This is a genomic window from Mesorhizobium sp. LNHC232B00, from assembly GCF_000502435.1.
Classification (GTDB): domain Bacteria; phylum Pseudomonadota; class Alphaproteobacteria; order Rhizobiales; family Rhizobiaceae; genus Mesorhizobium; species Mesorhizobium opportunistum.
Map to the genome: position 1 here is coordinate 60,849 of NZ_AYWP01000012.1, position 19,414 is coordinate 80,262.

The 19,414-nt window shown below is 64.2% G+C and carries 18 protein-coding genes and 1 pseudogene; 7 read left to right on the top strand and 12 right to left on the bottom strand.

From position 1 onward, the window contains the following. Nucleotides 1–122: 122 nt before the first annotated feature. From X743_RS152415 to X743_RS152400, 4 genes are all read left to right on the top strand, one after another. Nucleotides 123–1,121 (top strand): ABC transporter ATP-binding protein, encoded by a 999-nt coding sequence (locus tag X743_RS152415; RefSeq protein WP_023766350.1) that lies wholly within the window; start codon nt 123–125, stop codon nt 1,119–1,121. Between the two features lie 223 nt (nt 1,122–1,344). Further along, nucleotides 1,345–2,310, top strand: a complete 966-nt coding sequence (locus X743_RS152410; protein WP_023766351.1) for an ABC transporter permease — start codon at nt 1,345–1,347, stop codon at nt 2,308–2,310. Then, a complete protein-coding gene (locus tag X743_RS152405) occupies nt 2,300–3,115 on the top strand; it encodes an ABC transporter permease (RefSeq protein WP_023766352.1) in 816 nt (271 codons plus the stop codon). The genes X743_RS152410 and X743_RS152405 overlap by 11 nt, the downstream gene beginning before the upstream one ends. A 123-nt stretch (nt 3,116–3,238) precedes the next feature. Continuing rightward, entirely contained in the window at nt 3,239–4,666 is a 1,428-nt protein-coding gene (locus tag X743_RS152400; protein WP_023766353.1) for a gamma-aminobutyraldehyde dehydrogenase, read from the top strand. A 183-nt stretch (nt 4,667–4,849) separates the two neighbouring features. On the opposite strand, the gene X743_RS152395 is transcribed toward X743_RS152400, so the two are convergent. The 10 genes and pseudogenes from X743_RS152395 to X743_RS152355 all read right to left on the bottom strand — a co-directional run bounded on the left by X743_RS152395 (nt 4,850) and on the right by X743_RS152355 (nt 15,331). Beyond that, nucleotides 4,850–5,164, bottom strand: a complete 315-nt coding sequence (locus tag X743_RS152395) for a hypothetical protein (RefSeq protein WP_023766354.1) — start codon at nt 5,162–5,164, stop codon at nt 4,850–4,852. 29 nt (nt 5,165–5,193) lie between these two features. Continuing rightward, entirely contained in the window at nt 5,194–5,556 is a 363-nt protein-coding gene (locus X743_RS152390; protein WP_023766355.1) for a nuclear transport factor 2 family protein, read from the bottom strand. A gap of 84 nt (nt 5,557–5,640) precedes the next feature. Then, nucleotides 5,641–6,120, bottom strand: a complete 480-nt coding sequence (locus tag X743_RS152385; RefSeq protein WP_023766356.1) for a carboxymuconolactone decarboxylase family protein — start codon at nt 6,118–6,120, stop codon at nt 5,641–5,643. Nucleotides 6,121–6,228: 108 nt separating this feature from the next. After that, nucleotides 6,229–7,782: an alpha/beta fold hydrolase gene (locus tag X743_RS152380; RefSeq protein WP_023766357.1), complete on the bottom strand. Its 1,554-nt coding sequence runs from the start codon at nt 7,780–7,782 to the stop codon at nt 6,229–6,231. 112 nt (nt 7,783–7,894) lie between these two features. Further along, on the bottom strand, nt 7,895–8,206 hold the full coding sequence (locus X743_RS152375) for a formate dehydrogenase subunit delta (RefSeq protein ID WP_013891388.1): 312 nt from the start codon (nt 8,204–8,206) through the stop codon (nt 7,895–7,897). Beyond that, nucleotides 8,196–9,026 (bottom strand): formate dehydrogenase accessory sulfurtransferase FdhD, encoded by an 831-nt coding sequence (gene fdhD, locus X743_RS152370; protein ID WP_023766358.1) that lies wholly within the window; start codon nt 9,024–9,026, stop codon nt 8,196–8,198. The genes X743_RS152375 and fdhD overlap by 11 nt, the downstream gene beginning before the upstream one ends. A gap of 179 nt (nt 9,027–9,205) precedes the next feature. Next, a pseudogene (fdhF, locus tag X743_RS01000000169015) lies at nt 9,206–12,194 on the bottom strand (formate dehydrogenase subunit alpha). Nucleotides 12,195–12,204: 10 nt separating this feature from the next. Next, the gene (locus X743_RS152365) at nt 12,205–13,761 is read right to left on the bottom strand and encodes an NADH-quinone oxidoreductase subunit NuoF (RefSeq protein ID WP_023766360.1); all 1,557 of its coding nucleotides are present in this window, start codon (nt 13,759–13,761) and stop codon (nt 12,205–12,207) included. Further along, on the bottom strand, nt 13,758–14,237 hold the full coding sequence (locus tag X743_RS152360) for a formate dehydrogenase subunit gamma (RefSeq protein ID WP_023766361.1): 480 nt from the start codon (nt 14,235–14,237) through the stop codon (nt 13,758–13,760). The genes X743_RS152365 and X743_RS152360 overlap by 4 nt, the downstream gene beginning before the upstream one ends. Nucleotides 14,238–14,431: 194 nt before the next feature. Next, nucleotides 14,432–15,331, bottom strand: coding sequence for a LysR family transcriptional regulator (locus X743_RS152355; RefSeq protein ID WP_023766362.1), 900 nt, complete (start codon nt 15,329–15,331; stop codon nt 14,432–14,434). A 167-nt stretch (nt 15,332–15,498) separates the two neighbouring features. Here X743_RS152355 and X743_RS152350 point away from each other — a divergent pair, with 167 nt between their 5' ends. Both X743_RS152350 and X743_RS152345 read left to right on the top strand, forming a co-directional pair. Beyond that, nucleotides 15,499–16,140 (top strand): DUF47 domain-containing protein, encoded by a 642-nt coding sequence (locus X743_RS152350; RefSeq protein WP_023766363.1) that lies wholly within the window; start codon nt 15,499–15,501, stop codon nt 16,138–16,140. A 3-nt stretch (nt 16,141–16,143) separates the two neighbouring features. Then, nucleotides 16,144–17,148, top strand: a complete 1,005-nt coding sequence (locus X743_RS152345) for an inorganic phosphate transporter (protein WP_023766364.1) — start codon at nt 16,144–16,146, stop codon at nt 17,146–17,148. Nucleotides 17,149–17,192: 44 nt separating this feature from the next. Here the strand turns inward: X743_RS152345 and X743_RS152340 are convergent, their stop codons facing one another. After that, nucleotides 17,193–17,570, bottom strand: a complete 378-nt coding sequence (locus X743_RS152340; protein ID WP_023766365.1) for a VOC family protein — start codon at nt 17,568–17,570, stop codon at nt 17,193–17,195. Nucleotides 17,571–17,757: 187 nt separating this feature from the next. Here X743_RS152340 and X743_RS152335 point away from each other — a divergent pair, with 187 nt between their 5' ends. Then, nucleotides 17,758–18,942 (top strand): Mrp/NBP35 family ATP-binding protein, encoded by a 1,185-nt coding sequence (locus tag X743_RS152335; RefSeq protein WP_245264235.1) that lies wholly within the window; start codon nt 17,758–17,760, stop codon nt 18,940–18,942. Between the two features lie 17 nt (nt 18,943–18,959). On the opposite strand, the gene X743_RS152330 is transcribed toward X743_RS152335, so the two are convergent. Continuing rightward, nucleotides 18,960–19,409: a carbon monoxide dehydrogenase subunit G gene (locus X743_RS152330; protein WP_023766367.1), complete on the bottom strand. Its 450-nt coding sequence runs from the start codon at nt 19,407–19,409 to the stop codon at nt 18,960–18,962. Between the last annotated feature and the right edge of the window lie 5 nt (nt 19,410–19,414).

Genomic DNA, 19,414 nt, shown 5'->3' on the forward strand with positions numbered 1-19,414 from the left:
GTCCGATAAGTCCGCGCCATCACCCCCCCCCGCGGCTTCGCCGCGACCTCCCCCATCGAGGGGGAGGTGAAGCCGCGCGTGAATTCGTCCTTGTTTGACCCGCCAAAAACAGACTGGCAGCCATGACATCAGCCGTTTCCTTCCAGAAGGTTTCCCGCCATTTCGGCAGCGTTCGCGCCGTCGACGCGGTCGATCTCGACATCGTGCCGGGCGAGTTCTTCGCCATGCTCGGGCCGTCGGGTTCGGGCAAGACCACGTGCCTGCGCCTGATCGCCGGCTTCGAGCAGCCGACTGCGGGTTCGATCTCGATCTTCGGTGAGCGCGCCGAGGGCGTTCCGCCCTACCGCCGCAACGTCAACACCGTGTTTCAGGATTATGCGCTGTTCCCGCATCTCAACGTGCTCGACAATGTCGCCTACGGGCTGATGGTCAAGGGCGTCGGCAAGGCTGGGCGGCACAAGGCGGCCGAGGAAGCGCTGACGCTGGTGCGCCTGCCCGGCTATGGCGCCCGCCGCCCCGGCCAGCTTTCCGGCGGCCAGCGCCAGCGCGTCGCGCTTGCCCGTGCGCTGGTCAACCAGCCCAAGGTGCTGCTGCTCGACGAGCCGCTCGGCGCGCTGGACCTGAAACTGCGCGAGAACATGCAGGAAGAGTTGAAGTCGCTGCAGAAGGCGCTCGGCATCACCTTCGTCTTCGTCACCCACGACCAGGGCGAGGCGCTGTCGATGGCCGATCGCGTCGCCGTCTTCAATGACGGCAAGATCATGCAGATCGGCACGCCGGAGGACATCTACCAGCGGCCCAAGACGCGCTTCGTCGCTGATTTCGTCGGCTCGTCCAACGTGCTGCCGCCGGATTTCGTCCAGCGCTATTCCGGCCAGCACCGCTGGGGCAGCCTGCGCCCCGAATCCATTCGCGTCGGCCGCGCCGCAAGCGGCGAAGGCGTCGCCGCCCGCCTCGTCTCGACCAACTATCTCGGCGCCACCACCAGGCTGGCGCTCGATGCCGACGGCTTGAAGCTGCATGCCATCGTGCCGGCCGGCGCGGCCCTCCCAGCGGAAGGCGACGCCGTGGTGCTGACCTTCAACCGCGAGCACCTGCATCTGATGGATGAGCCGGCATGAGGAAGGTTTGCGCCGTGCGCCCCCCTCTGTCCTGCCGGACATCTCCCCCTCTAGGGGGGAGATCGGCTGCCATTTCGGGTTTCGGCAATTTCCAACGTCGCAGAACTGGCGGGGCCGAGAAATTGCCAATCTCCCTCCTTGAGGGGGAGATGTCCGGCAGGACAGAGGGGAGCGACGTAGAGCGCGGCTTCTCGCATAGTCCCCTTCAACACAGAGTGGCGCCATGACCATCGTCGCCCTCAACGCCAATCCCGCCCCCGCCATCCTGCCGGGCAGCGGCGGCTTGCGTGGCGCGCTGTCGGACCTGTTCTGGCGCCGGCCGCAACTCCTGCTGCTCCTCATGCTGCTGCCGCCAGTGCTGTGGCTCGGCATCGTCTATATCGGCTCGCTGTTCGCCCTTTTGGCGCAAAGCTTTTTCTCCATCGACGAGTTCTCCGGCCTCATCAACCGGGAGTTCACGCTGAAGACCTATGGCGACCTGTTCCAGGCCGCCAATCTCGACATCATCCTGCGCACCGTGACCATGGCGGCGCTGGTCACGCTGGCCTCGGCCATTGTCGCCTTTCCGATCGCCTACTACGCCGCACGCTATGCGCGCGGCCGCTGGAAGGCGCTGTTCTATCTCGGCGTCATGCTGCCGCTGTGGTCGAGCTATCTGGTGAAGATCTATGCCTGGAAGCTGATCCTTGCCAAGGAAGGCATTCTCACCTGGCTGTTCGCCAAGCTGCATTTGCTGTGGCTGCTCGATGCCTGGCTGTCGTTGCCGGTCGTCGGCGGCAACTCGCTGTCGGTGTCGTTCACCGGCACTTTCATCGTCTTCGTCTATGTCTGGCTGCCCTTCATGATCCTGCCGGTTCAGGCGGCGCTCGAACGCGTGCCCGGCAATCTGGTCGAGGCCTCGTCCGATCTCGGCGCCTCACCCGGCCAGACCTTCCGCAACGTGCTGTTCCCGCTGGCGCTGCCTGGCATGGTCGCCGGCTCGATCTTCACCTTCTCGCTGACATTGGGCGACTACATCATCCCGCAGATCATCGGCACCTCGCGGCTGTTCATCGGCCAGGCCGTCTATTCGCAGCAGGGCACCGCCGGCAACATCCCGCTCGCCGCCGCCTTCACCGTGGTGCCGATCGTCATCATGGGCTTCTACCTCTGGGGCGCCAAGCGCATGGGGGCTTTCGATGCGCTCTGACCGTGGTCAATCGGCTCCGCTCGGTCTGAAGATCGCCGCCGCCTGCGGTCTGCTTTTCCTGCATCTGCCGATCCTGCTGATCTTCGTCTACGCCTTCACAACGGAAGAGAAGAGCTTCGTCTGGCCACCGCCCGGGCTCACCATGCAGTGGTTCGCCGTCACCTGGAACCGGCCCGATGTCTGGGAAGCACTATCGCTTTCGGTGCGTGTCGCCGCCATCTCGACCGCGATTGCTTTGATCCTCGGCACGCTCTGCGCCGCCGCGGTGTCGCAGACAAAATTCTTCGGCCGCGAGACCATCTCGCTGCTGGTCATCCTGCCGATCGCCTTGCCCGGTATCATCACCGGCATCGCGCTGCGCTCGGCCTTCGCGCTCGCCGACATTCCCTTCTCGTTCTGGACGATCGTGCTCGGCCACGCCACCTTTTGCGTGGTCGTCGTCTACAACAACGCGGTCGCCCGTTTCCGGCGCACCTCCGGTTCGATGATCGAAGCGTCGATGGATCTCGGCGCCGACGGTTTCCAGACCTTTCGGCATGTCGTGCTGCCCAACATCGCCACCGCGCTGCTTGCCGGCGGCATGCTGGCCTTCGCGCTTTCGTTCGACGAGGTCATCGTCACCACCTTCACCGCCGGCCAGCAGCAGACCGTCCCGATCTGGATGCTGGAGGAGCTGATCCGTCCGCGCCAGCGCCCGGTCACCAATGTCGTGGCCATGGTCGTCGTGTTGGTGACGCTGCTGCCTATCCTGTTTGCCTATTACCTGACCCGCGACGGCGACCAGATCGCCGGAAGCGGGAAATGAAACAGCGAATAGGGAGTAGCCAAGTGAGTAGTGAGTAGTGAGTAGCAAAAATCACGGTCAGACCCTGATCTCTACTCTCACTACTCACTACTCACTACTCACTTCCGTCCAAGGAGGAACCCAATGGACACCCAGATGCTGATCGGCTCGAAATTCGAGAAGGGCACGGACGCCGAGGAGCCGATCCTCAATCCGAAGACCGGGGCGGCCATCCTCAACCTGCCCGAGGCCAGCCAGGCGCAGATCGAGGCAGCGGTATTGGCGGCCGAACAGGCGTTCGTCTTGTGGTCGCGCACCACGCCGGCGCAGCGCTCGGGTTATCTGCTCAAGATCGCCGACCGTATCGAGGCCGAAGCCAGGGAATTCGCAACTCTCGAAGCCCTGAACTGCGGCAAGCCGGTCAATTCCGTGCTCAATGACGAGATTCCGGCGATCGTCGACTGCTACCGCTTCTTCGCCGGCGCTGTCCGCTCGATGCCGGGTGTCGTCGCCGGTGAATATCTGCCTGGCCACACCTCCATGGTGCGGCGCGATCCGATCGGCATCGTCGCCTCGATCGCGCCCTGGAACTATCCGCTGATGATGATGGCCTGGAAGGTCGCGCCGGCGATCGCCGGCGGCAACACCGTCGTCTTCAAGCCGTCTGAGCAGACGCCGCTGACGGCACTCAAGCTGGCGAAAATCCTGGCCGAGATCCTGCCTGAAGGCGTCGTCAATGTCGTGCTCGGCCGTGGCGACAGTGTCGGCAACACGCTGATCAACCACCCCAAGGTCAACATGATCTCGATTACCGGCGACGTCGCCACCGGCAAGAAGGTGCTGCAAGCCGCCGCCAAGTCGGTCAAGCGCACGCATCTGGAGCTCGGCGGCAAGGCGCCGGTCATCGTCTTCGACGACGCGGACCTTGGCGCCGTCGTCGCGGGTCTGCGCGCCTTCGGCTATTATAATGCCGGCCAGGACTGCACCGCCGCCTGCCGCATCTATGCCGGCAAGAAGATCTACGACAAGCTCGTCGCCGATCTCTCTTCGGCCGTGTCGACCATCAAGTTCAATCTGCCCGACGATACCGAGAACGAGATCGGGCCGCTGATCTCGCGCCGCCAGCGTGACCGCGTCTCGAGCTTCGTCGAGCGCGCCTCGGAACTGAAGCACATCGAGATCACCACGGGCGGCAAGCCGGGCGAGGGCACCGGCTTCTACTATCAGCCGACCGTTGTTGCCGGCGCGCTGCAGGAGGACGAGATCGTGCGCCGAGAAGTCTTCGGCCCGGTCGTCTCGGTCACTCGGTTCACGGAAGTCGACGAGGCGGTGGGCTGGGCCAATGACAGCGACTACGGCCTGGCGTCGTCCGTGTGGACCAAGGACGTCTCGCGCGCCATGGCGACGGCCGCCCGCCTGCAATATGGCTGCACCTGGATCAACACCCACTTCATGCTGACCAACGAGATGCCGCATGGCGGGCTGAAGCAGTCCGGCTACGGCAAGGACATGTCGCTCTATGCCTTGGAGGACTATACCGCGGTGCGCCACGTGATGGTGGCGCATGGGTAGTAGCGCTTCTACCTCTCCCCCTGTGGGAGAGGTCGGATTGCCCCGATTTGCCCTTCGCAAATCGGTTGGCAATCCGGGTGAGGGGTAGCTTGGCGCCAAGCTGGAACACCCCTCATCCGTCTCGACGCTGACGCGTCGATCCACCTTCTCCCGCAATGGGAGAAGGAAGGTCGAGCGTAATCACTACTCCACGATGCGATAGATGTTCCACAGGCTGGTGCCCGAAACGACATAGGGCTCCATCTCCTTGCCCCATTTGGCATGCGCGTCGATCCTGTTGATCTTGGCGAAGAACGCTTCCAGCTGGGCCAGGCTCTCGACCTGATGATGCGACTCGACCGTTGCTTCTCTCGCACCGATCGATCCCGTCATGATCTGGAATTGCAGGTCGGCGAGGCCGACCTGCGAGCCGATCTCGCGTTCCCATTTCTTGAGCAGTTCGAGCACGGTCTGCTTGTGTCCGAACTTGGCGTCGATCTGCCATCTCGCGCTGAACATTTTTTCTCCCTCGGTGGTTTGCGGTTGATCTACTCGTCCCAGGCCTGCACGACGGTCTGCCGTGCGATCTGCCCGTTCTTCAACTCCAACATCGCGGCGGCGAACACCTTGGTGCCGTCCGGATAGGAGCAGGCCTGGGTGAAGGCCAGGCTGTCGCCGTTGGCGATGGTGGTGTCGACCTTGTGGGTCATCGCGCGGCTGCAGATGTCGTCCCAGAACGTCGTGATCGCTGCGCGCCCGCGGATTTCACGTGGCTTGCTCGGCGGGTTGTTGCGGTCGATCACCCGCACCAGCGCATCGTCGGCGTAGAAGCTCGACAGCATCTTGCCGTCACGGCCTTCGATCGCCTTCTTGATCGCCGCGCCATCCACTGTGTGAGTCTTGGTCAGCATTTTATCCTCCATGTGCCCGTCTACCCGATCGGGCGTTCGATGATTGGAAGCACGGCCCGTCGATCATCGACGGGCCGTGTTTTTTCACTGCGACTTCGCCTTCACGGCTGCGAAGACGTCGTCGGTCTGCTTCTTGAAAGTCGCCAGATCGACCTGGCTGCCGTTGAGGATCGTCGACCAGTGGCGCACGATCGCCGCCATTGCGATCGTCTCCTTGATCTCCTCGTCGCTCGCGCCGTTGAGCCTGGCAGCCTCTGTGTGGAAATAGATGCAGTACTGGCAGGGGATCTGCGCGGCGACCGCAAGGCCCATCAGTTCCTTGGTCTTGCCGTCCAGCGCGGTGTTGGGGTTGAGCTGCACCCCCTTGATCTCGGCCCAGGCGCCGGCGATGGCGACGTCGGGCAGCGTCTTGAACATGTCAGGCACCGAACCGAGCGTTGCCTCGATGTCCTTGTAGGCGGCCGCCGCCGATGCATCCTCGGCTCTCGCGGGAGAGATCGTGAACAGCGCGCCAACGCCTGCCGCTATCACGAGTGATCTGACATTCAGCTTTGACTTGAGCATTTCATCCTCCGTTCGCAGCGCCTTCCTGGCAATACCCGCCTGGCCTGCATGGGGACATTGATAGCCCTTACTTCGGCCCCGGCGCTTCGCCCGAAATCGCCATGGCTCTCATGGCCCGTCCGGGCCAGCGTGCCTGACGGAAAATGCCGCTGCCGCGGCTCGCGACGGCAGGTCGAGCTTGAGCAGTATGTTGGCGACGTGGCGCTTGACCGTGTGCTCGCTCAGCCTGAGTTCGGCGGCGATCGCGGCATTGCTCTTGCCGTCGGCGATCAGATTCACGACCTCGCTCTCGCGCACCGTCAGCGAGGCCGGCTCGGCCGCCTTGACCTTGGGACGGCAGGCCGGCTCCAGATGCTGTTCGGACAACGCGAGCACAAGCGCCAGCGGCTCGTCCAGCTCATCGATGCTGACACGCCCCGCTTCGACGAAGTGAAGTCCCGAGCCGACCGCCAGGTCGGCGACCAGCCGCGACGCCAGTATGTCGCCGCGCCCGGCGTGAGCGGCGAGCTGAATGGTCACGCGGCCCGTCAATCCTATGGGAGGGCCGCGCGTCTCGATCTCGCCGACATGCGCGCCCTGTGCGCTTGCCACGCCGATCTGCTGCGCCGCGTCGCGCAACGCCGCCGCGCAGCGCAAGGCACGCCCGGGTCCATCGAAGCGTGAAATCATCATCTCGCCGTGTATATCCACGCAGCGCCCGCCATGGCGTCCGACAAGCGTCCGCCATGTTTCGTGGAAATGCTGGCTGCGTTCGCTCCACATCCGGTCGCCAAGCCGCGCCGTATCGTAGATACGTGTCACCAGAAGCGCCGCTAGAACGCGCTCCGCTTCCGCCACCGCGCGCTCGCCGGTCAGAAACTCCTCGATCAGGTCGGCCACCCTGTCGACATCGCCGGTCCAGATCGGATGGTCGCGCCCCGGGATTTCGACCAGCCGCGCATTGGGGATGTTCCTGGCCAGGAAGCGGCTGGCGTCGGGATCGACCCGGACGTCGTTGCGGCGATGGATCAGCAGCGTCGGCGCGCCGATCGCCGCCAGCACGCCGCGTATGTCGATCTCGGCGTTCATCCGCGCCAGTGCCGCCGCCGCGGTCGGGCTCGCCGACAGGCGCTCGAAGCGCGCCCACCAGGTTGAAAAACGGGCGTCGTCAACCCGGCCCGGCGCGAAATGGGGCAAGGTGGCGCCGGTGCCCCAGGCCGTCTCGGCCATCTCGATGAAGGCGTCGAGGCGCTCCGGCGGCATCACCCATTTGTGGAAATGCGCATAGCCGCCATAGAGCGCCAAAGCCCGTGTCCGCTCCGGATAGGTGGCGGCGAACAGCATGGCCATCGGCGCGCCTTCGGAAGCGCCGAGCAGCGCGGCACGCCCACTGCCGGCCGCATCCATCACCGCGCGCACATCGTCCATGCGGGTTTCCAGGCTGGGCAGGTTATGGACATCGACACGGTCGGAAAGGCCCGTGCCGCGCTTGTCGAACAGGATCAACCGCGAGAACGCCGAAAGCCGCTTGAGCAACCGGCTGTAGCCCTCGTCATCCCAGTGCAGGTCGAGGTTGGAAATGAAGCCTGGCACGAAGACGAGATCGAACGATCCTTGGCCGACCACCTGATAGGCGATCCGCACCTCGCCACTGAGGGCATATCGGGTCGCGATCGGCCTCACGAGTTTTCCGCCCGGCCTGACGATTTCTGATCGTCAACCATAGCAGAGCCGCGCCGCTTGCGGCAGCTTAAACTTTAGCAAGCAGAAATATAAGCCTGCGCGGCTCCTGCGGCTATTTTTGTGAGGCGGCGATGTCGGCCGGGGAGGCCTTCAATCCCAGCTTGAGATCGGCCTCGGCCGGCGAGATCGGCCGCTTGATCCTGGCGGAAGCGACCACGACGAGTTCGTCGAAGCCTTCGCCGCCACTGTCCAGCATCTCGAAGAACTGCCGCCGCATCCTGGGTTCCCAGAATTTGTTGATGTGCTCGGCGACGCCCGCGACACCCTCTTCGCGCGGCCTGGAATGAAAAAAGGCCGCGATCTGGTTGGCCATGCGCACCAGCTTCTCGCTGGTGCTCGTGATGTGGTCTTCGTCATGCGACATGCTGGGCAACTCCCAAGACCACCCGGTCAGGGTGGGTGAAAACATCGAAATCATCGCCGCGCACCAGCGCCACCAGCGTCATGCCGGCCTCTTGCGCCGTGCGGATGGCAAGTGCGGTCGGCGCCGAGACGGCGATGATGAAGGCGGAACCGATCGCCGCCGTCTTCTGCACCATCTCGACCGAGACACGGCTGGTCACCACGACGGCGCCCGTCGAACCGTCGATGCCGGCCTTGGCCAGAGCGCCGGCCAGCTTGTCCAGCGCATTGTGGCGGCCGACATCCTCGCGCGCCATGACGACGTCCTTGCCCGGAACGTAGAAACCGGCGGCATGCACGGCTCCGGTCTCGGCATGCAGCGGCTGCACTTTCGACAAGAGCTTCACGGAGCGCACGACGTCGTTCGCATCAAGCGTAAGTTTTGACGCACCAACCGCGTCGACGGAGCGCATGGCTTCCTCGATGGATTCGATGCCGCAAAGCCCGCAGCCGACCGGCCCGGCAAGCCGGCGCCGCCGCGCCTCGAAGCGCGTGTTGGCCTGGTCCTTCAGCCGGATCTGGATATCGATGCCGGCGCCATGATCCTCGACCTCGATCGCCTCGATTTCCTCAGGCGCGGCGATGATGCCTTCGGTCAGCGAGAAGCCGAGCGCGAAATCCTCGAAATCGGCCGGGCTCGCCATCATCACCGCATGGGTGGTGCCGGCGAACGAGAATGCCACCGGCGTCTCCTCCGGAACCATCCGGTTGGCCGCGACAGTGCCACTGGCGCGGTGCGCCAGGCGGGAGATTTGCGTAATGGCTAGACGTTTGCGGGTCACGCGCCCCCCTCTGGCCTGCCGGCCATCTCCCCCTCAAGGGGGGAGATTGGCAGCTTGGCCGATATCACCCACTTTTCGACGTTGGCGATTGGCGAAAGGCGGTGCGCCATCCAATCTCCCCCCTTGAGGGGGAGATGGCCGGCAGGCCAGAGGGGGGCGCCTCGACGAGACACCCAACCCTACTCCGCCGCTTCCAGCGGTGCGATACGGCGGCTGTTGCGTGCCTGCTCGTCATAGTCGCGCTGCCAGTCCGACGGGCCGTTCGACGCGCCGACCTGAACCGCCGTCACCTTGTACTCCGGACAGTTCGTCGCCCAGTCGGAGAAGTCGGTGGTGATGACGTTGGCCTGCGTGTCCGGATGGTGGAACGTCGTATAGACCACGCCCGGCGACACCCGATCGGTGATCAGCGCCCGCAGCGTCGTCTCGCCAGAACGGCTGGTCAGCCGCACCCAGTCGCCATCGCGCAGGCCACGGTTCTCGGCATCGTGCGGATGGATCTCCAGCCGGTCTTCCGAGTGCCACATGACGTTGTCGGTGCGCCGTGTCTGCGCGCCGACATTGTATTGGCTGAGGATGCGGCCGGTGGTGAGCAGCAGCGGGAAGCGCGGCCCGGTCCGCTCGTCCGTCGCCACATATTCGGTGCGGATGAACTTGCCCTTGCCGCGCACGAAGCCGTCGACATGCATGATCGGCGTGCCGAGCGGTGCCTTCTCGTTGCAGGGCCACTGCACGGATCCGACACGGTCGAGCAGCCCGAACGAGACACCGGCGAAGCTCGGCGTCGTCTGGGCGATTTCGTCCATGATCTCAGAGGGATGCTGGTAGTTCCAGTCGAGCCCGATCGCGCGGGCAAGCTCCTGCGTCGCTTCCCAGTCGGCGTAGCGTGCCTTCGGCTCCAGAACCTTGCGCACCATGTTGATGCGGCGTTCGGCGTTGGTGAAGGTGCCGTCCTTCTCAAGGAAGGTCGAGCCCGGCAGGAAGACATGCGCGTAATTCGCCGTCTCGTTGAGGAACAGGTCGTGCACGACCACGCATTCCATGGCCGCCAGGCCGGCGGCGACATGCTTGGTGTCGGGGTCGGACTGCAGGATGTCCTCGCCCTGGATGTAGATCCCTTTGAAGGAGCCGTCGACGGCGGCATCCAGCATGTTGGGAATGCGCAGGCCAGGCTCGTCGTCGAGCTTCACGCCCCACAGGCTCTCGTAGATGTCGCGCACGGCGTCGCCCGAGATATGGCGATAGCCCGGCAGTTCGTGCGGGAAAGAGCCCATGTCGCACGAGCCTTGCACGTTGTTCTGGCCGCGCAGCGGGTTAACGCCGACGCCCGGCCGTCCGATATTGCCGGTCGCCATGGCAAGGTTGGCGATCGCCATAACCGTGGTCGAACCCTGGCTGTGTTCCGTGACGCCGAGGCCGTAATAGATCGCGCCGTTGCCGCCGGTGGCGTAGAGACGCGCGGCTCCCCGGATCAGCTCGGGATCGACGCCGGACAATTTGCCGACGGTCTCGGGGCTGTTTTCCGGCAAGGCGACGAAGGACGCCCAGTCCTGGAATTCCGTCCAGTCGCAGCGTTCGCGGATGAAGGCCTCGTTGAACAGGCCTTCCGTGACGATGACATGCGCCAGCGCCGTCAGCACCGCCACATTGGTGCCGGGCTTCAGCGGCAGGTGATAGTCCGCTTCGATATGCGCCGACTTGACCATCTCGGTGCGGCGCGGATCGAGCACGATCAGTTTGGCGCCCTGGCGCAGCCGCTTCTTCAGCCGCGAGGCGAACACCGGGTGCGCCGAAGCCGGATTGGCGCCGATGATGACGGCGACGTCGGTGTAATCGACGGAATCGAAATCCTGCGTGCCGGCCGAGGTGCCATAGGTCTGGCCGAGCCCGTAGCCCGTCGGCGAATGGCAGACGCGCGCGCAGGTGTCGACATTGTTGTTGCGGAAGCCCTGGCGTACCAGCTTCTGCACGAGATAGGTTTCTTCGTTGGTGCAGCGCGACGAGGTGATGCCGCCGATGGATGTGCGTCCGTATTGATACTGGATGCGGCGGAATTCCTTGGCCGTATGGGCGATCGCCTCTTCCCAGCTCACCTCGCGCCAGGGATCGCTGACCTTCTCGCGGATCATCGGCGACAGGATNATGGGCGATCGCCTCTTCCCAGCTCACCTCGCGCCAGGGATCGCTGACCTTCTCGCGGATCATCGGCGACAGGATCCGGTCCTTGTGGGTGGCGTAGCCATAGGCAAAACGGCCCTTCACGCAGGAATGGCCATGGTTTGCCTTGCCCTCCTTGTAGGGCATCATGCGAATGACTTCGTCGTCCTTGACTTCCGCCTTGAACGAGCAGCCGACGCCGCAATAGGCGCAGGTGGTGACGGCCGAGCGCTCCGGCAGACCCTTGGCAAGCACGGTCTTCTCGCGCAGCGCATCGGTCGGGCAGGCCTGCACGCAGGCGCCGCAGGATACGCATTCGGAGGCGATGAAATCCTCGTGCATGCCGGCGACCATGCGCGATTCGAAACCGCGGCCCTCGATCGTCAGCGCGAATGTGCCTTGCACCTCCTCACAGGCGCGGACGCAGCGCGAGCAGACGATGCACTGCGCCGGATCGTAGGTGAAGTAGGGATTGGATTCATCGCGGGCGATGTAGTCGACCGCCAGCGAACCATGGCCGGGCGCGACGCCGTCTTCCTGCTTGACGTGATTGCGGCCCTCGACACCGTAGCGGTTCTCGGCCAGGCCGACCGACTTCGCCACCGCGTCGAACTCGCTGGCGCCGGTTCCGGCCTTCTCGTTCCAGCCGGTCGGATGGTCGGAGACATAGAGTTCCATGACGCCGCGGCGGATGGCGTCGAGCCGATCGGATTGCGTCTTGACCACCATGCCTTCGCCGACCGGCGTCGTGCAGGATGCCGGCGTGCCGCCGCGCCCTTCGATCTCGACCAGGCAGACGCGGCAGGAGCCGAACGAGTCCAGCATGTCGGTGGCGCAGAGTTTCGGGATCTCGACCCCGCCTTCCATCGCCGCACGCATGATCGACGTGCCTTCCGGCACGCTGATGCTGCGGCCATCGACGGTCAGCGTGACCTGCTTTTGCGCCTTCGATTCCGGGGTTCCGTAATCGAGTTCTTCGATGAGCGTCGGGAAGTCGGCCTTGATGTTCATCTGCCAGCTCCTATTCAGCAGCCACGCGCGCGGGCGCCGGCTTGAAATCCTCGGGGAAATGGGTGATCGAACTCATCACCGGGTAGGGCGTGAAGCCGCCCAGCGCGCAGAGCGATCCGAACTTCATCGTGTTGCAGAGGTCGGTGACCAGAGCGAGGTTCTTTTCCGGCTCGATGCCGGCGGCGAGCCTGTCGATGGTCTCCACCCCGCGCGTCGAGCCGATGCGGCAAGGGGTGCACTTGCCGCAGCTTTCGATGGCGCAGAACTCCATGGCGAAGCGCGCCTGCTTCAGCATGTCGGCGGTGTCGTCGAACACGGTGATGCCGGCATGGCCGATCAGCCCGTCACGCTTGGCGAATTCTTCATAGTCGAACGGCGTGTCGAACAGCGCGCGCGGGAAATAGGCGCCGAGCGGGCCGCCGACCTGCACGGCCTTCACCGGCCGGCCGGTGGCCGTGCCGCCGCCGATATCGTCGACGATCTCGCCCAGCGTCAGGCCGAAGGCGGTTTCGAACAGGCCGGCATGCTTGACGTTGCCGGCGATCTGGATCGGGATCGTGCCGCGCGAGCGGCCCATGCCGAAATCCTTGTAGAATGCGGCACCCTTGTCCATGATGACAGGGACGGAAGCCAGCGAGATGACGTTGTTGATCACCGTCGGCTTGCCGAATAACCCTTGGATCGCCGGCAGCGGCGGCTTGGCACGCACCACGCCGCGCTTGCCTTCAAGGCTGTTCAAGAGCGAGGTTTCCTCGCCACAGACATAGGCGCCGGCGCCGACGCGGATCTCCATGTCGAAGGCGTTGGGCGAGCCCAGCACGTTGGCGCCGAGCACGCCGGCCTTGCGGGCGACTTCGACGGCCTTGTTCATGACAGCCACCGCATGCGGATATTCCGAGCGGATATAGACGAAACCCTTGGTGGCACCGGTGGCGATGCCGGCGATCGTCATGCCTTCGATCAGCACGAAGGGATCGCCTTCCATGATCATGCGGTCGGCGAATGTGGCGCTGTCGCCCTCGTCGGCGTTGCAGACGATGTATTTGCGGTCACCCGTCGTATCCAGCACCGTCTTCCACTTGACGCCGGTCGGGAAGCCGGCGCCGCCGCGGCCGCGCAGGCCGGACTCCGTCACCTGTTTGACGATGTCGGCGGGCGCCATGGCCACCGCGTTCTGCAGGCCCTTCAGTCCGCCGAGCGATTTATAGGCGTCGAGCGACAACGGGTCGTTGATGCCGCAGCGCGCGAAGGTCAGCCTGGTCTGCTTGGCCAGGAAGGGGATCTTGTCCGGCGCGCCCAGCCAGCGTTTGTGATGGCCGCCGGTGAGGAAGCCGCTGTCGAACAAGCTCTTGACGTCGGAAGCCTTGACGGGACCGTAGGCGACGCGGCCGTTGGCGGTCGCGACCTCGACCATCGGTTCCAGGAAATAGGCGCCGCGCGAGCCGTTGCGCACGATCTTGGCCTCGATGCCGCGTTCGGCGAGCTCCGCGCGAACCGCCTTGGCGACCTTTTCGGCGCCCAGCGCCAGCGCGCCGGAATCGCCGGGAATGTAGATGCGGGGGATCATGAGCGCACCTCGGCGACGATCTCGTCGATCTTGTCGTCGTCGAGCCGCCCGATCACCTCGCCGTCGAGCATTGCCGAAGGTGAACAGGCGCAAAGCCCGAGGCAATAGACGGGCTCGAGTGTAACCGATCCGTCGCGGGTGGTCTCATGGAAATCGATGCCGAGCAGTTGCTTGACCTTGGCGGCGACCGCATCCGAGCCCATCGACTGGCAGGCTTCCGCCTGGCAAAGCTTGAGCACGTGACGGCCGGCCGGCCGGGCACGGAAATCATGATAGAAGGTCACGACGCCATGCACCTCCGCCCTGGAGAGGTTCAGCCCGTCGGCGATGACGGGCAGCACATCATGCGGCACATGGCCGAATTCCTCCTGGATGCCGTGCAGGATCGGCAGCAGCGGGCCTTCGAGGCCTTTCAATTCCTGGACGATCGCGGCCGTGCGCGATGCAATCTCGGTACTTGCAGGCTGCATCGTCATGCAGCGCCCTCCCTGGTCGTGGCTTTCCCTATGCATGTCGCCCAAAAATGCGAAGCGGTGTTGGGGCAACGACATGCATAAGGCGCAATATCGCTAAGTGCTTAAGAAATCAGAGGAAACCTCCGAAATCAATAAAGCGGTTTCGTCGTTCGATAGAAAATTTCTATCAAGCGTCTTCTCAGGGCATTCCTAGCCTAGCGATGGGCGCGGAAATCGTCTGCCAGCGCCATCGCCTCGTCCAGCAGCGCCTGCACCAGCGGCGTGTGCGGCTCGCGCGGCGCCGCCACCAGCCCGACGGTATGGCTGGCATCCGGTTCGACGATCGGAATGGCCCGGATCGGCTCCGAAAAGCCGAATGTTTCCGCGAGGTTGAGAGGCATGATCGATGACCATTTGCCGGTCCGGATATGCGAGAACAAGACGATCATCGAGTTGGATTCCAGAGTCGGCCGCACCTGCACGCCGGCTTCCGCCAGATGCTGGTCGATGATGCGCCGGTTCTGCATGTCCGGCGTTAGCAGGCAGAGCGGCAGATGGCTGATCTCGGCCCACGTCACTTTGTCGCGGTCGGAATAGGGGTTTCCGACCGCCGTGATCAGCTGGTAGCGCTCGTCATAGAGCGGCACGCTGGTCACCCGCCCAAGAGGTTCGTTGTCGAGATAGGTGATGCCGGCATCGACGTCGAAATTGCCGAGCAGCGTCAGCACCTCGATCGAGGTCCGCGACAGGACGGAAAAAGTGACGCCGGGATGCTTTTCGCGGAACGGCGTCGTCAGCCGCGCCACCATGGCCAGCGCCGTCGGGACAGCGGCGATGCGGATGCGGCCGGCAAGGCCGTGGCGCGCCGCGCGCATTTCCTCGCGCATGGTCCTTGAGTCGCCAACGATGCGCCGCGCCCAAACCAGCACCTGCTTGCCTTCCGGCGTCAGGCCCTGGAAGCGCGAGCCGCGCAGCACCAGCATGACGCCGAGCTGGCCTTCCAGTTGCTTGATCCCGGCCGAAAGCGTCGGCTGGGTAACGCCGCACACTTCCGCCGCCCGGCCGAAATGCTCTTCCTTGGCCAGCGCGATGAAGAATTCGAGTTTGTCGATCATGCCATCCTTCCGGTCGTCACGCAGGCTCGGGCAATTTGTCCTTTGCCGCAAGCGATATGCATAACGCCCCGCATCCACATCTTTTCAGCCGGCTTACGGTTCCCCGCGGCGCCGTGCGGCGCTATGTCAGTAAAACGGTCGTGAACCGGCCGTGATGGGAGACTGACATGCTGGGCTGGTTCCGCAAGCTGCTGCCGCGCGAAGATCGCTTCTTTGATCTGTTCGAGCGGCATTCCCGCACGGTGGTCGGCGGCGCGGAAGCGCTGCAGCTCCTCCTCCAGGGCAAGGATATCGATCGCTGGTGCCAGAAGATCGTCGATCTCGAGGACGAGGCCGATCACATCACCGCCGAAGTCCTGCTTGCCGTGCGGCGCTCCTTCATCACGCCTTTCGATCGCGGCGACATCAAGGACCTGATCCAGTCGATGGATGATGCCATCGACATGATGCACAAGACCGTCAAGACGGTAAGACTGTTCGAAAAGAAGGAATTCGACCCGCTGATGCAGGAGATGGGCGGGGTCATCGTCGCTGCCGCCAAGCTGGTGGCCGAGGCGATCCCGCTGCTCGCCAAGGTCGGCACCCACACGGTGCGCCTCAACGCCATCGCCGAAGAAGTCATGCGCGTCGAAAGCCGGGCCGACGATCTGCACGAGCAGGGGCTGAAAGACCTGTTCAGGAAACACGGCGGCAGCGACCCTATGGCCTATCTGATCGGCAGCGAGATCTACGGCCAGCTCGAGAAGGTGGTCGACCGTTTCGAGGACGTCGCCAACGAGATCAGCGGCATCGTCATCGAGAACGTCTAGGGGATGGAAGCCACCATAGCCTTTCCCCTGCTGGCCGGCCTTGTCGCCGTCGCACTGTTCTTCGATTTTCTCAACGGCCTGCACGACGCGGCCAACTCCATCGCCACGATCGTCTCCACGCGCGTGCTGCGGCCGCATTATGCGGTGTTCTGGGCGGCTTTCTTCAATTTCATCGCCTTCATGTTCTTCGGCCTCCATGTCGCCGAAACCGTGGGCAAGGGCATCGTCGACGTCAGCATCGTCACGCCGGCGGTGATCTTCTCGGCTCTCGTCGGCGCCATCGTCTGGAACATCGTCACCTGGATCGCCGGCATCCCTTCGAGCAGCTCGCACGCGCTGATCGGCGGGCTGGTCGGCGCCGGCGTTGCAAAGGCGGGCGTCGGCGCCATCGTCTGGTCGGGGCTCGGCAAGACGGTCGCCGCGATCGTCCTGTCGCCGGCAACGGGTTTTGTCTTGGCGCTCGTCCTCATCCTCGTGGTTTCGTGGCTGTTCGTGCGCCAGACGCCGTTTGCCGTCGACAGCACCTTCCGCGTGCTGCAGTTCTTTTCCGCCTCGCTCTATTCGCTCGGACATGGCGGCAACGATGCCCAGAAGACCATGGGCATCATCGCCGTGCTGCTCTATTCGCAAGGCATGCTCGGCGAGAAATTCTACGTGCCGCTGTGGGTCGTCCTCACCTGCCAGTCGGCGCTGGCGCTGGGCACGCTGTTCGGCGGCTGGCGCATCGTCCACACCATGGGCTCGAAGATCACCCGGTTGAATCCGATGCAGGGTTTCTGTGCCGAGACCGGCGGTGCCATTACGCTGTTCGCCGCCACCTGGCTCGGCATTCCCGTCTCGACCACGCATACGATCACCGGCGCCATCATCGGTGTCGGCGCCGCCCGCCGCGTCTCGGCGGTGCGCTGGGGCCTTGCCGGCAACATCGTCATCGCCTGGATCGTCACCTTGCCGGCGACGGCGGCGATTTCGGCTCTTACTTATTTTGCCGTCAACCTGGCGGGTTGAGGCAATATCGCGGCGCGCGGAGCCCCCGCCAATCGTGATGCGGTCTACTGGCTCACAAGATTGAGGATGTTGCCGTCCGGATCCTTGAACCAGGCGACCTTCATGCCCTGGCCGACATGGACGTCACCCTCGATCGTCAGCCCGGGCATTTCGTAGTGTTCGAAGGCAACGCCTTTCGATTTCAACGATTTGACGACAGTCTCGATTTGATCGCCGACCATCCAGGTCACCGCCGTCGCCTTGTTGGTACCGGCGAACTGGGACCGATAGACATTGATGAACGTGTCGCCGCTTTTGTAGACGATCAGTTCGCCACCCATGTCGTCGACCTGCTTGAGGCCTAGGGTTCCCTCATAAAAGGCCTTTGCTCTCGCCAGGTCCTTCACCGCGATGTTGGCCGTGGCGTTGCTGTTTTCGAGCATGATCCTATCCTTCCCTGATTGTCTTCCCTCATGCTCATTGAAATAGGTCGCGCGCCATGCTTGGCGACTTGTGCCCACCGCGGCTCTCGTTCGCATCAGCCAAGGGGACGTCAAGGGGTGCGTCGAGGCGGCTGCTTGGTTCTGCCCGAAAACTACACTATCTGAGGGGCCGAACGCCGAGGAAAAGATCATGTCCGTTACCAAGGAAATCGTCACCGAGCGCCTGAAGACGGTCAATGGGCCTGACTTCACCAGCAATATCGTCGATCTCGGCATGGTCTCCGAGATCTTCATCGCCGACGCAAAAGTGTTCTTCTCGATCACGGTTCCTGCCGCCAGGGCGCAGGAGATGGAGCCGTTGCGCGCCGCCGCGGAGCGTGTCGTCAAGGCAATCCCCGGTGTCGCCGGCGCCGTCGTCGCGCTGACGGCCGAAAAGAAGGGCGGCGGCATGGAGGCGCCGGTTCCAGCGCGTCCCGCTGCCAGGCCGGCACCATCGGCACCGCCCGCCGCTGCCGCACCGCGTGCTGCCCCACAGGCTCCCGCCTCGCACAGCCATGGCAAGCGCGGCGTGCCCGGCATTGAGGCGATCATCGCCGTTGCTTCCGGCAAGGGCGGTGTCGGCAAGTCGACCACCGCCGTCAACATCGCGCTCGGTCTTGCCGCCAACGGCCTGCGCGTCGGCGTGCTCGATGCCGACATCTACGGCCCGTCCATGCCCAGGCTGCTCAACATTCACGGCCGGCCGCAGACGGTCGACGGCAAGATCCTGAAGCCGATGGAGAATTATGGGCTGAAGGTGATGTCGATGGGTTTCCTCGTCGACGAGGAGACACCGATGATCTGGCGCGGCCCGATGGTGATGTCGGCGCTGACGCAGATGCTGCGCGAGGTCGAATGGGGGCGGCTCGACGTGCTTGTCGTCGACATGCCCCCCGGCACCGGCGACGCCCAGCTGACCATGGCTCAGCAGGTGCCTCTGGCCGGCGCCGTCATCGTCTCGACGCCGCAGGACCTGGCGCTGATCGATGCCCGCAAGGGGCTGAACATGTTCAGGAAGGTTGACGTGCCGCTGCTCGGCATCGTCGAGAACATGAGCTACTTCCTGGCGCCCGACACCGGCAAGCGCTACGACATCTTTGGCCATGGCGGCGCACGCCGCGAGGCCGAGCGCCTCGGCGTCACCTTCCTCGGCGAAGTGCCGCTGGAGATGGGCATTCGCGAAAGTTCCGACGAAGGTTCGCCGGTCGTGGCGTCGAAGCCCGACAGCGCCGAGGCGAAAATTTATCGCGATATTGCTTCGAAGGTCTGGGATCGGGTCAACGAGGAGCGTGGCGCCGCCGAAGCGGCGGTGCCGAACATCGTCTTCGAGTGATTCTCAAGGGGGCGGGCCTATCCGCCCACCTTCTCGCCGAATGTCGAAAAGAATTGTCCGGCCAGCTTCTTCGAGGTCGACTCGATCAGCCGGCTGCCAAGCTGGGCGATCTTGCCGCCGACATCGGCCTTGGCCGCGTATTTCAGGACGGTGGCGTCCGGCCCATCCGGTGTCAGCGTCACGTCGGCGCCGCCCTTGGCAAAGCCGGCAATGCCGCCCTTGCCTTCGCCCTGGATGGTGTAGGCATGCGGCGGCTTGAGGTTTTTCAGCGTCACCTCGCCATTGAAGGTCGCCTTGATCGGTCCGATCTTCAGGACGACCGTCGCCGCCATCTCGGTCGGCGACTTCATCTCCAGGCTCTGGCAGCCGGGAATGCTCTCCTTGAGCACCGCCGGATCGTTCAAAGCTTCCCATACTTTCTGTATGGGTGCGGCGATACGTTCCTCGCCCTCGATCACCAAAGCCATCAAAA